Origin of the sequence: Spiroplasma endosymbiont of Stenodema calcarata (genome assembly GCF_964031205.1) — a bacterium.
Taxonomy (GTDB): Bacteria; Bacillota_I; Bacilli_A; order Mycoplasmatales; family Mycoplasmataceae; genus Spiroplasma.
Window position 1 is genome coordinate 311,311 of record NZ_OZ035018.1, and the last position, 12,490, is coordinate 323,800.

The window sequence follows — 12,490 nt, forward strand, 5'->3', positions numbered from 1 at the left end:
AATATACCTAAAATTAGATATATTCTATAAATATCAAGAGTTTTCGACAAAATTAAAGAAAGGAAGTAATCCTCCTTTTAATTTTTTATAGTACAATATAAATTAAATATAGAATATTAAGAGGAAATGAAAATGACACCACATATTAATGCTAAAAAAGAAGACATTGCAAAAACAGTTTTAATGCCGGGCGATCCGTTGCGAGCTAAATTTATTGCGGAAAAATTTTTGCAAAATGTAAAATTAGTAAATGAAATTAGAAATATGTATATGTATACAGGAACTTATCATAACAAACCAATCACAATTGCCGGGAGTGGGATGGGTTGTCCAAGTATTGGGATTTATTCATATGAATTATTTAAGTTTTACGATGTTGACAATATTATTCGAATTGGATCGGCGGGAAGTTATGATGCGGAACTAAAAGTTTATGATATTGTTAATGCCACAGCGGCATATGGGGAAAATAATTTTGCCCAAATTGTCGCGGGAATTGATGAAAAAGTGCTCCCAGCTTCAAAGAATATTTTTGAAACAATTGAAGAAATTGCTAAGGCAACAGGGGTTAAAACTTATGCTGGAATTGTTCATTCTTCTGATGTTTTTTATCGCAAAAATGCCGATGAGTGAAAAAAAATTAAAGCAGAATATAATGCAGTTTGCGTTGAAATGGAATCATTTGCTTTATTTGCAAATGCGCTTGCATTAAAGAAAAATGCAGCAACATTATTAACAATTTCAGATTCGTTTATTTCGGGTGAAGTTACTTCAGCGGCAGAACGACAAAATAATTTTTATCAGATGGTGGAATTAGCATTACAAAGTGCAATTAAATTATAAGAACAAAAAAAGGAGATAAATAATGACGACAATTTTACAATTATATCAGCATCAAATTGAAGATCAAAATGAAATTACAATTTTAGGATGAGTACGTTCAAATCGTAGTAGCGGTAAATTAGGTTTTTTAGTTGTTAATGATGGAACTATTTTTGATAATGTTCAAATTGTTTATAAGGCTGACCAGTTAGGTAATTTCTTAGAACTTAGTGGGCTTCGTCTTGCTTCAGCAGTAAAAGTTACAGGAAAATTTTGTTTAACGCCAACAGCGAAGCAACAATTTGAAATTCAAGCTAGTGAGATTGAAATTCTTGACCAAGCAAGTGAAGATTATCCGTTGCAAAAAAAAGAGCATAGTTATGAATATTTACGTGATATTGCGCATTTACGGGCAAAAACTAATACTTTTAATGCTATTTTTCGAATTCGTAGTAGTAGTGCTTTTGCCATTCACGAATTCTTTAACAAAAATAATTTTATTTATGTTCATACTCCAATTATTACTGGCAATGATGCTGAAGGAGCTGGTGAATCGTTTCTTGTTACAACAAGAAAAGATGCTAACTATGCGGAAGATTTTTTTGCTAAAAAAGCTAGTTTAACTGTTTCAGGTCAACTTCATGCTGAAGGTTTTGCACAGGCTTTTCGTCAAGTTTACACTTTTGGTCCGACTTTCCGTGCCGAAAATTCAAATACAACAAAACATGCGGCAGAATTTTGAATGATTGAACCAGAAGTTGCTTTTATTGATTTACCTGAAAATATGGATTTGATTGAAGCAATGGTTAAATATATTATTAATTCTTTATTTAATAATAATCGTCGGGAATTGGAATTTTTAAATGATAATGGTGATGGAGAATTATTAACACGATTACAAAATGTCCTTGATAATCAATTTGTTCGCCTTTCATATACCGAAGCAATTACAATTTTGCAGCAAGCAATGAAAAATGGGCACCAATTTGAAAATAAGGATATTTTTTGGGGAATGGATTTACAAACTGAACATGAAAGGTACTTATGTGAACAAGAAACCAAAAAACCAACTTTCTTATTTAATTATCCAAAAGATATTAAAGCTTTTTATATGAAAATTAATGATGATAATAAAACGGTTGCGGCTTGTGATTTACTAGTGCCAGGAATTGGAGAATTAGTAGGGGGCAGTGCTCGGGAAAATAATTATGATAAAATTGTTGGACGTTGTGATGAGTTAAAAATCCCAACTGCCGATTTACAATGATATTTAGATTTACGAAAATATGGATACTATAAAAGTGCTGGGTTTGGTCTTGGTTTTGAACGATTAGTAATGTATGTTACAGGGACTTTGAATATTCGGGATGTTATTCCTTTCCCGCGGACACCACGTAATTTATTATTTTAATTTGATGCATACAAAAATTTTATTTAATAATAAAATTTTTTTCTGCTATAATTTTAGCATTGCATAGTTCAAGAAATGTATTATTTAACTTAGTTATTTTTTATATGAAAGGAATATATGAATGAACCAAGTTATTAAGCAAATACGAATTCATAAGGGTTTAACCCAACGTGAATTGGCAAAAATATCTGGCCTACAACAATCAACAATTTGTCGAATTGAAAAAGATTGTTCAAAAACTAGTTGGAATAAAATCTTAAAATTACTAGTAGCTTTAAAATTAGATGTTAAGAAATTCATTAACAAACTATCAACATATAGTGAAAGCAAGGTATATGAATTCTTGTCCTTAATTATTGATAATCCCAAAATTCGAAAGGAGCTTGATCAAAATCCACGTGTATTAGCTTTGAAGGTATTACGAATTTTTACTAATTAATTTAAAGTAGTTAGATAATATTGTCTTGTTGTGCAGTTGTATCAGCTATGAAGAAAAGCGAAGACCAGCGAGGTCTTTTGTGTTTTCAATCTTATTTTTTAAAATTAGTGATATAATTATCAAGAATGGTTGTTAATGTCATAAAAAGGAGCAAAACAGTGAATTGGGATTATTATTTTATTTTTGATGGAAATGGAACAGAGCAAACATTACGTTGTATTTGCAAGACAGCTACTGATGCAAAACAAGCACTAGAAGATTGTCATTTGGATAATAAATATAATACTGATTTTGTCAAACAAATTTCATTTTGCTTAATTTTTACTTTTGATAATACTGTTGATAATTATGAATTAAATAAACGAGCAACTAATGATTTTATTGCAGATTTATCTATTTGTCAGCAATGTAATCGGGTAAAAAGTAATTTAGATCGTCATCAATTGTGTTCTGAATGTGAAAGTGAATTGGGAGGAATTGAAACATTTCAATGTCATTTGTGCAAAAAGCATCGTCTTGTTCGGGATGACTTTGGCCGTGAATTGTTTGGGAAATTATTAGCTAATGATAAAGAATATCTTATTTGTTTTAAATGTGCGGCGCAAAATTATCAGACGCCAACGCGGCAAGAAAGGACGGAAACATAGTGAATAATACTAAAAATTTATATATTGTTTTTTACACAGACAATGTTCTTTATTTTAACCAAGCTAAAGTTGTTAAAATTTTTACAAATCAAACAGAAGTTAATAAGTATTTATTAACAAAAGTAAACTTAAATGGTAAAAAAATTGTAAAAGACAATAAATGAATTGTGAAAGTTTATGCTTATGTTGGTTCTAATGATCGGTATGAATATTCAAAGTGAGAAACAGGACAATTTAAAAATGAAATTGGGAATTGTGTTCATTGTTATGAGTATTTTTTACGAGAAAATAATGCTAATATGTGTGAAAAGTGCTTAGGACAAGTAAAGCAAGGATTAAAAGAATGTGAAGTTTGCCATACCTTTTTTAACCCTGTTGGGGCCAAATTTATTTCAAATGGCGATGTTTTCCCGTCATTAGCTTGTATTGCTTGTTCTGAAACATTAATTAAAAATTTACAAATTACAATTAAATAATGCAAGATATCCTGACACCGCGGGCTATTGTTATGGCCGACCATTTGGACAAATTTCAAAATTGGGCCCGACATCCCTTTATTATCATTGGCCTTGACGAGAAATATGCCTTAGGGTTACAGTTTAGTTCCGTAAAAAAAGGAACTGGCAAAACAATAGGGTATTTTGATAAAATGATTTTAGAGACAATGTATCAACATGAAGCATTACAAACAGGAACAAAATCTTTTGATGAACTTTGGGAAAACTTTTTTAAAGCAGATGAAAGTAAATTTGAAACAATTGATTTAGACTATGAAGATGGGTTTGAATATTGGTCTCGCGCTAATTTAAATGATTTATATTTATTTAATTTAACAGATCTTTCGTCATATCATTTTGATCAAAAAAGTTATGTTTCAGAAAGTACTTTTCAAACTATTATTAAAAAGTTAAAAAAATATCAATGAGAAAATGATATTGTCACAAAAATATTAAAGAATATTAAGTAAAAATTAATTCGATACCTTTGGAACGATTGTAGTTGCTATTGGCAAGTAAAAAAAGAAGTGTTAAGTTAAAAACCTTGACTCTTTTTTTATTTAAGGTATTATATATAAGATGTTAAGTTGTAGAGTTTAACAGTAAGAAAAAAATTAGAAAGGAAAATATTAATGGTAAAATTACGTTTAAAAAGAACAGGTAAAAAGAAAGCGGCGTTCTATCGAATTGTTGCAACAGATGCTCGTGTCAAGCGTGATGGAGAATATATTGAATTAATTGGAACATATAATCCTTTGAATGGGGATGTGAAAATTGATCAAGATATTGCATACAAATGATTATCAACAGGAGCACAGCCAACTGATACAGTTCGTAATTTATTAAGTAAAGAAGGTTTAATGACTAAATTACATAATGAAAGACAAGCTGCAGCCCCCAAAAAAAGCCCCCAAAAATAGTTATTGATTATAGGTTCAATAATAAATAATGTATATTACAGAACTTAAAAATTTAATTGAACCGTTAATTTGTCAAGACAATAATGAATTATATTATGAGATTCGACAATTGCCAGAAACAAAAGCGGGGGGAATTGATTTATTAGTAATGTGTAGCGAAGAAGTGTTTGGGTATGTTGTTGGGAAAGCAGGCCTAATTGCTAATAGTTTACGAACATTATTAAACATTCGGGGGCAAGTTGATCACAATAAAGTTAATATTAAATTTGAGGTTATTTAAATGGAAAATTTATTGAAAGTTTTTAAGATTAATAAACCGCATGCAATTAATGGGGAAGTTAAAGCAACCTTATTAATTACTGTTAAAGATGTTAAACAATTACTTAATAAGTTAATGTTTTTACAATTGCCGTTGCTTTATCAACCAGTCACATTAATTAAAATTACGCCGATTAATTATGGTTATATTCTTAAATTTAAAGAATTTAACAATATTAATGAAGTGGTACCTCTTAAAGAATGTTATTTATGTTGTCAAAAGAGTGATTTAGAATTAGCAGCTGTTATTAGTCAAGAAGATTTAACAAATTTTGAAGTTTTTAATCAAAATATTGTAATTGGAACATTATTGCATCAATTTGAAACAAAAGCACATGTTGTTTTTGAAATTAAAAAAATGGATGGTACAACAATGATGATTCCATATGTTGATGAATATGTTGAACAAATTGATTTGTTTCAACACAGGATAGTTCTGAAAAAGGTGATTTAAATGAAACAGTTTACAGTATTGACTTTATTTCCAGAAATGTTTAATGATTTCATAACAACATCAATTATTAAAAAAGCTCTCGCAAAGAAATTAATTGCAATTAAAATTGTTAACTTACGAGATTATAGTATTGGTAAACATCATCAAGTTGATGATTATCAATATGGCGGTGGTGAAGGAATGGTCTTAATGATTGAACCATTAGTTAAGGCAATTAAAGCGCACCGAACTAAAAATAGTATTACTATTTTATTATCACCGCAAGGAAAACAATATAATCAATATCAAGCTCAGCAGTGGGCTACCCAAGAACAAGATTTAATTTTAATTTGTGGGCATTACGAAGGTTTTGATGAAAGAATTTTGCATTATGTTGATTATGAATTATCAATTGGAGATTATGTTTTAACCGGAGGGGAATTAGCAAGTATGATTGTTATTGATAGTGTGGCAAGATTATGCAATGATGTTATTAATACGCAGTCCCATCTTAATGATTCTTTTACTAATAATCTCTTAGATTATCCGGTTTATACAAAACCAGTCACTTATGATGACCATCTCGTTCCTGAAGTTTTATTAAGTGGTCATCATCAAAATATTGCGGAATGACGAGAATATATGGCGTTAAAAAAAACATGATTAAAACGTCCGGATTTATTGGCAGAAATTACTTTAACTGCCCAACAAGAAATTTTATTAGATAAGATTAAAAAAGAAGAATAAATTATTAAAAATTAGAAAGGAAAAAAATAGTTATGAATATGCGTTTAACAGAAGAAGTTGCAAAAGATCAACTTCGTACCGATTTACCTGAATTTTCTTCAGGAGATACTATTAAGGTTCACTATAAAATTCAGGAAGGAAATAAATTTAGAATCCAAGTTTTTGAGGGAGTAGTAATTAAATTACAAGGTAGTGGGATTACAAAATCAGTAACAATTCGTAAAATCAGTAATGGAACTGGTGTTGAAAGAAATTTCCCGCTACATTCACCATTAATTGATAAAATTGAAGTTGCAAAATATGGGCGTGTTCGCCGTGCTCGGATTTACTATATGCGAAATCGTGTTGGTAAAGCTGCTCGAATTAAAGAAATTATTAAAAGTAAATAAATTGAAAAGGCTGCTAAAGTCTTTTTAATTTCTATTTAATTATAAAACAAGGAGGAAACACAATTATGTGTGACAGTACATTCGCAATCCCAAGTGAATTTATTAAAAATAATAAAAGAGTTTATAAATTAGCTGAAACAGTTGATGTTATTATTGAAGTTGTTGATGCAAGAATTGCATACTCTGGTGCTAATCTTTTAAATTATGCGAAATTAAAACAAGCAAAAAGAATCATTCTTTTTTCAAATACAAAAAAAGCAGATGTTAAACAAACTGAAAAATGAATGGAATATTATCGTGAACAAGGAATTTATTGTCAAATGTTATTAAGTCCTGATCAACAAAGTGAAGAAGAATATCAACAATGTTTATTAGGATTTAATAAATTTCTAAAAGATTATGTTGATAAGAAAATATTAATTGTTAGTTTGCCGCATAGTAGCAAGGAAATTTTATTAGAAAAACTATTTAATAATAGTGAAACTTTTGAAAAAGCAAAATTAGCACTATTTGGTCGTGAAAAAATTCACCGTTATAATAATGTTGAATTCATTGATACAGCACCGATTACTGGTGTTAATTTCAATACACCAAGTGTTTATTGAAATACCCAAATTTTAGGAATTTTTGATATTGATGATAACACAGAAGTTGTGGCAATTAAAGCCTTTAAATTATTATTAACAAAATATCACGAAAAGTTACAAGCGGCATATAGTGCCCATGTTCAATTAAAATCATCGGTTGATGAGCTTATTAAAGAATTTATTAAATTAATGTCAGCTAATATTTCTCTGCCAGATGGCGAAACAACTGATAATTTATTACTTTGTGCTGATTTTTTGGAAGATATACAAAATGGCAAAAAAATTCCGGCCATTTCATTAGAATGAGTTCAAGATTATTTTAAATAATTAGGATTGAAATAATAATTTAGAAAAACGGATTACGAAGGAGGCAGAACAAGATGTCTACAAATATTCATTGATTTCCTGGTCATATGGCAAAGGCAATTAAACAAATTGATGAGCAAAGTAAATTGCTTGATTTGGTGATTGAAATTGTTGATAGTCGAATTCCTGTTTCTTCAGCGAATCCTTTAATTGATAAATTGCGGGGGTCAAAACCTAAACTAATTATTTTAAATAAAAAAGATTTAGCTGATCCCGTTGTTATTAAAAGATGACTTAATTATTATAAAGAACAACAAATTGCTGTTTTACCATTAGATAGTAAGCATGGTAAGATTACCAAAATAATTATTGAAGAAATTTATACTATTTTAAATCCCAAAATTATGCGGGATAAAACACGGGGAATTAAGAATCCGAAATTAAAGGTTTTAGTGACAGGAATCCCTAATGTTGGTAAATCAACTTTTATTAATACTTTAGTTAAACGCTCTTCAGCTCGCGTTGGGAATAAGCCAGGGGTAACGAAGGGGCAACAATGATTAAAATTAAATGAACAAATTGATTTAATTGATACGCCTGGTATTTTATGACCAAAAATTGATCAGCACCAAATTGCCCTTAATTTAGCATTTACGCGTTCAATTAAAGAAGATATTTTACCAAAAGAAGAAGTTTGTTTGGTGGCCCTTAAATGAATGTATGAACATTACTTTTCTTTATTAGCCCAGCAGTATCATTTATCCGCAATAAAAGATTTTGATGTAACTAATGAAGTTGGGATATTTAATTTATTATTAACTTTGCAACAAAATCGTTTTCATAAAGTTGATGAAGATAATGTAACAAACATTGTGACTGATTTTTTAAATAAATTATGAAATAATGAATTTGGTTTAGTTTCATTTGAATTCCCCCCACAAAAGGAATCATAAATTATGAATAGTTTTGAAAAAAATATTTTAGCAGAATATCCAACGGCATTAATAATGGCCGGAACTGATGAGGCTGGACGGGGTTGTTTAGCTGGACCATTAGTTGTGAGCGCTGTTATTTTGCCATCTACGTATGTTAATCTGGCAATTAAGGATAGTAAAAAATTAACTGCTAAACAACGAACAATTTTGGCAGCGGAAATTATGCGGATTGCAATTAGTTATACAATTGAAATAGTTTCAGTCGCAATGGTTGAAACTCTTAACCCAAAGCAAGCCAGTATTATTGGGATGCAAAAGGCAATTGATAATTTAGCAATTAAACCAGATTTGATTTTAACCGATGCTGAAAAATTAGCAGCGTCCTATATCCATCGTGTAATCATTAATGGGGATAATCTTTCCCAATCAATTGCTGCTGCTTCAATTTTAGCAAAAGTAACCCGCGATAATTTAATGTTAGAATTTGATCAAACATATCCGCAGTATGATTTTAAAAATAACAAAGGTTATGGAACTAAAAAACATTTATTAGCTTTGGAAAAATATGGCATAACAGCAATTCACCGGAAAACTTATCGCCCAGTTCGGGCCCTTATTTCAGAAAATAATGTTTCATATAAATAAAAACTCAAAAAGAAAAACTCTCCGTGTTATATTTTCTATATTGATAAGATATTAGTTATTAATAAATATAGAAAGGGGCAAGATGATGCGTCGGGTTTTACTTTTTTTGCACTAAAATATGAGGGAGATTGACTTAAAATTTATCAAGCATTAGAAACAAAAGAAAAGATTGCTTATGAGGATTTAATTGATATTGAAACAAAAATAAATTACCAATATATGACAATTATTGATCAAGATTACCCAAAAGCGCTTTGTAATATTTATCGCCCACCTTTTGTGTTATTTTATGATGGTAATTTAGCAATGGTTAATAATAAAAATCATAAGTTAGCAATTTGTGGAACAACAAAACCAGATGAAACAGGGTTATTAATTACCAAAATGTTAACAAAAAAAATTATTAAACGTAAGTTAACTTTAATTGTAATGTTAGAAAAAGGAATTAATCAATGTGTCATTGAAAATCTTGGATTAGGTAATAGTGTTTTGATAATTGAAAAGTGAGAAGATTATGCGAGGATATGTAAGAAATATCCAGATGTTAAATTCCAAATTGTTATTTCTGAATCGTACCAAAGTAATTTGAAAAAAACAAAGTATGAACTTTATCGGATTGTAGTAGGTTTAATGGATGCTATTATTATTGTTCAATCAACACCTGATGATGATACCCATCGCCTTGTTGCCTTAGCAAAGCATGAGGGAAAAGAAGTTTTTTGCTTTCCGGAACGAATTACAATTGCAAATAAGAATAATGCGTTTATTAAAAATGGCGCCCAATTAATTGAAAATATTAATGATATTTTTTCTAAAATATAAGGTTTAATATTTGAATAATAATCAAATTAATTATTTATAAGTTATGGCGATAAAAAAGTAACTTGGCTCTAATTTAGATTTATTGTTATTAAAATTATTTTAACTAAATTTATTTGGGTGAAAAAAACCAGCATAGTATTTTATATAATTTCAAAAATTAGGTTGCATTAGAAACAAGAATAAGTTATATTTGTTCTATGATAAAAATAAAATCCTTATATATGTTAGTGTTATGGACTAATGTTTCTACGTCTTACTGTTATTAAGATACTATAGGTGATAAATACCTTTTTGTTTTATTTTCAAAATTTAACAAAGATAATTTGCATAACCTATTTAGAATTAATTATAGTAGTTTATGCTTTTATTTTTTATTTTTGTGAAGGAGAATTATTAATTGTGCAAATGGATAAACTAGAATTATATCTGTCGGAGGCTGACATTCAAAAAGCAATTAAAATTTATGCAGAGAAAATTAATATTTTATATGCAGATAAAAAATTATATTGTATTGGTTTATTGAATGGGGCATTGTTTTTTATGAGTGATTTATTAAAGCATCTCAAAAATTGTTTTGTTGTTGACACAATGAGTGTGGCAAGTTATGAAAAAATAACCTCAACAAATAATGTAAAAATTTATAAAGATATTTCCAAAGACATTGCGGGTCAGGATGTATTATTAATTGAAGATTTAATTGATACTGGTCAAACACTATCGGTTGTTATTGAAAAATTACAAGAAAAAAAACCAAACAGTTTACGTGTGGTTTGCTTAGCTGATAAAACTGATATGCATCCCAATTTTAAGTATCCTTATGATGCATTGTTTACTTTTCCAAATGAATTTGTAGTGGGCTATGGGTTTGATTATGATGATCAATATCGGCAATTACCGGATGTATATATCTTCAGAGGTGAATAGATGAAAACAAATAATAAAATTATTATTTTAGATTTTGGGTCACAATATACGCAATTAATTGCCCGCCGAATTCGTGAGTTAGAAGTATATTGTGAAGTATGGCCATACAATACAGCATTAGAAAAAATTAAGACAACGCCAATGAAAGGGCTTATTTTATCAGGGGGACCGGCGTCAGTTTATGATAAAAATGCTTTTTTAATTGATGAAAAATTATTTCAATTAGATATTCCAATTCTAGGAATTTGTTATGGGATGCAATTGATTAGTCATCTACATGGGGGTATAGTTCAACGCGCGGTCAAGCAGGAATTTGGTTTTTCAGAATTAGTTATTGATGATGACCATGATTTATTTGCTAATGTTCCAATTAAATCACAAGTATGAATGAGTCATGCTGATCATATTGAAGTGATGCCAACATGCTTTGTTCAAATTGCCCATAGTGTTAATTCAATTAGTGCGATTAGACATACAACTAAAAAGATTTATGGTTTACAATTTCACCCTGAAGTAACACATACTTTAATTGGGGATCAATTGTTAAAAAATTTTGTATTTGAGATTTGTAAATGTGCCCAAGAATGAAAGATTTCTGAATTTATTACAACGACAATAACAGAGATAAAAGTAAAAGTTGGAAACGATAATGTTGTTTTAGCATTATCTGGAGGTGTTGACTCTAGCGTTTGTGCTGTTTTATTACACCAGGCAATTGGTCAACAATTAACATGCATTTTTGTTGATACTGGTTTATTACGCCAAGACAGTGGTTGAGATGATTTACAAAAGTTTCAACAGCAATTTGGTTTAAACATTGTTAGAATTGATGCTAAGAAAATATTTTTAACTGCTTTAAGAGGAGTTACGAATCCTGAACAAAAACGAAAAATTATTGGAAAGTTATTTATTAAGATTTTTAATGCAGAAGCCCAACGAATTAAAAATGTAAAATGATTAGGGCAAGGAACTATTTATCCAGATGTAATTGAATCGGTGTCGGTGAAAGGACCTTCTGCAACAATTAAATCACATCATAATGTTGGAGGATTACCAAAAGATTTACCTTTTCAATTAATTGAACCATTACGTGAATTATTTAAAGATGAAGTTCGTAAAACTGGGGAAGCATTGGGACTTGCTCATAATTTTGTTTACAAGCATCCCTTCCCTGGACCAGGATTAGCAGTTCGTATTATTGGTGAGATTACATCTGAGAAAGTAACACTATTACAAAAAGCTGATCAAATCTTTATTGATGAATTATATAATTTTGGTTTATATCATCAAGTTGCACAAGCTTTCGTGGTGTTATTACCAGTCCAATCTGTTGGAGTGATGGGTGATGTTCGGACATATGGTTATACTGTTGTTGTTCGCAGTGTTGATACAATTGATTTTATGACAGCAAATTGAAGTCGATTGCCCTTTGAATTGTTAGAAAAAGTTTCGCTGCGGATTGTTAGTGAGGTTCATGGTATTAATCGGGTAACTTATGATATTACCTCAAAACCACCGGCAACAATTGAATGAGAATAATAATTTTAATATTGTTGGAAAAATAAAAAATAAAAGTATTAATTATTTACAAATTATTTTAAAAGTGATATTATTTGTGTTAAGAATGTTGAGGTATAAAATGCAAATT

General features: G+C 29.5%; 17 protein-coding genes and 1 riboswitch. All 17 genes read left to right on the plus strand.

Features of this window, described 5'->3' with window-relative positions; all coding sequences use genetic code 4:
- Positions 1-132: 132 nt before the first annotated feature.
- The 17 genes from deoD to guaA all read left to right on the plus strand — a co-directional run bounded on the left by deoD (position 133) and on the right by guaA (position 12,381).
- Entirely contained in the window at positions 133-843 is a 711-nt protein-coding gene (deoD, locus tag ACQH24_RS01710; RefSeq protein ID WP_425380321.1) for a purine-nucleoside phosphorylase, read from the plus strand.
- A gap of 22 nt (positions 844-865) precedes the next feature.
- A complete protein-coding gene (gene asnS / locus ACQH24_RS01715; protein ID WP_425380322.1) occupies positions 866-2,233 on the plus strand; it encodes an asparagine--tRNA ligase in 1,368 nt (455 codons plus the stop codon).
- Positions 2,234-2,354: 121 nt separating this feature from the next.
- Positions 2,355-2,672, plus strand: a complete 318-nt coding sequence (locus ACQH24_RS01720) for a helix-turn-helix domain-containing protein (RefSeq protein ID WP_425380323.1) — start codon at positions 2,355-2,357, stop codon at positions 2,670-2,672.
- Positions 2,673-2,830: 158 nt separating this feature from the next.
- A complete protein-coding gene (locus ACQH24_RS01725) occupies positions 2,831-3,319 on the plus strand; it encodes a hypothetical protein (RefSeq protein WP_425380324.1) in 489 nt (162 codons plus the stop codon).
- Complete coding sequence (locus ACQH24_RS01730; protein ID WP_425380325.1) at positions 3,319-3,795, plus strand: hypothetical protein; 477 nt, start codon at positions 3,319-3,321, stop codon at positions 3,793-3,795. Before ACQH24_RS01725 ends, ACQH24_RS01730 begins: the two co-directional genes overlap by 1 nt.
- 32 nt (positions 3,796-3,827) lie before the next feature.
- Positions 3,828-4,286: a hypothetical protein gene (locus tag ACQH24_RS01735; protein WP_425380326.1), complete on the plus strand. Its 459-nt coding sequence runs from the start codon at positions 3,828-3,830 to the stop codon at positions 4,284-4,286.
- 159 nt (positions 4,287-4,445) lie between these two features.
- Positions 4,446-4,736, plus strand: a complete 291-nt coding sequence (gene rpsP, locus ACQH24_RS01740) for a 30S ribosomal protein S16 (protein ID WP_425380676.1) — start codon at positions 4,446-4,448, stop codon at positions 4,734-4,736.
- A 28-nt stretch (positions 4,737-4,764) separates the two neighbouring features.
- A complete protein-coding gene (locus ACQH24_RS01745; protein ID WP_425380327.1) occupies positions 4,765-5,016 on the plus strand; it encodes a hypothetical protein in 252 nt (83 codons plus the stop codon).
- Complete coding sequence (locus ACQH24_RS01750; protein ID WP_425380328.1) at positions 5,017-5,508, plus strand: ribosome maturation factor RimM; 492 nt, start codon at positions 5,017-5,019, stop codon at positions 5,506-5,508. It abuts the gene before it with no gap.
- Positions 5,509-6,234 carry a tRNA (guanosine(37)-N1)-methyltransferase TrmD gene (gene trmD / locus ACQH24_RS01755; protein WP_425380329.1) on the plus strand — a complete coding sequence of 242 codons (726 nt, stop codon included), beginning with the start codon at positions 5,509-5,511 and terminating at the stop codon, positions 6,232-6,234.
- 32 nt (positions 6,235-6,266) lie between these two features.
- The gene (gene rplS / locus ACQH24_RS01760; RefSeq protein ID WP_425380330.1) at positions 6,267-6,623 is read left to right on the plus strand and encodes a 50S ribosomal protein L19; all 357 of its coding nucleotides are present in this window, start codon (positions 6,267-6,269) and stop codon (positions 6,621-6,623) included.
- Positions 6,624-6,688: 65 nt separating this feature from the next.
- The gene (locus ACQH24_RS01765) at positions 6,689-7,537 is read left to right on the plus strand and encodes a ribosome biogenesis GTPase RsgA (protein ID WP_425380331.1); all 849 of its coding nucleotides are present in this window, start codon (positions 6,689-6,691) and stop codon (positions 7,535-7,537) included.
- 53 nt (positions 7,538-7,590) lie between these two features.
- Positions 7,591-8,469 carry a ribosome biogenesis GTPase YlqF gene (ylqF, locus tag ACQH24_RS01770; protein ID WP_425380332.1) on the plus strand — a complete coding sequence of 293 codons (879 nt, stop codon included), beginning with the start codon at positions 7,591-7,593 and terminating at the stop codon, positions 8,467-8,469.
- A gap of 3 nt (positions 8,470-8,472) precedes the next feature.
- Entirely contained in the window at positions 8,473-9,096 is a 624-nt protein-coding gene (locus ACQH24_RS01775) for a ribonuclease HII (protein WP_425380333.1), read from the plus strand.
- Between the two features lie 219 nt (positions 9,097-9,315).
- Positions 9,316-9,918, plus strand: coding sequence for a DNA-processing protein DprA (locus ACQH24_RS01780; RefSeq protein WP_425380334.1), 603 nt, complete (start codon positions 9,316-9,318; stop codon positions 9,916-9,918).
- 195 nt (positions 9,919-10,113) lie between these two features.
- Positions 10,114-10,211: riboswitch (purine riboswitch) on the plus strand.
- Between the two features lie 112 nt (positions 10,212-10,323).
- Positions 10,324-10,842, plus strand: coding sequence for a hypoxanthine phosphoribosyltransferase (gene hpt / locus ACQH24_RS01785; protein ID WP_425380335.1), 519 nt, complete (start codon positions 10,324-10,326; stop codon positions 10,840-10,842).
- Positions 10,843-12,381: a glutamine-hydrolyzing GMP synthase gene (guaA, locus tag ACQH24_RS01790; protein ID WP_425380336.1), complete on the plus strand. Its 1,539-nt coding sequence runs from the start codon at positions 10,843-10,845 to the stop codon at positions 12,379-12,381.
- Positions 12,382-12,490: the final 109 nt, after the last annotated feature.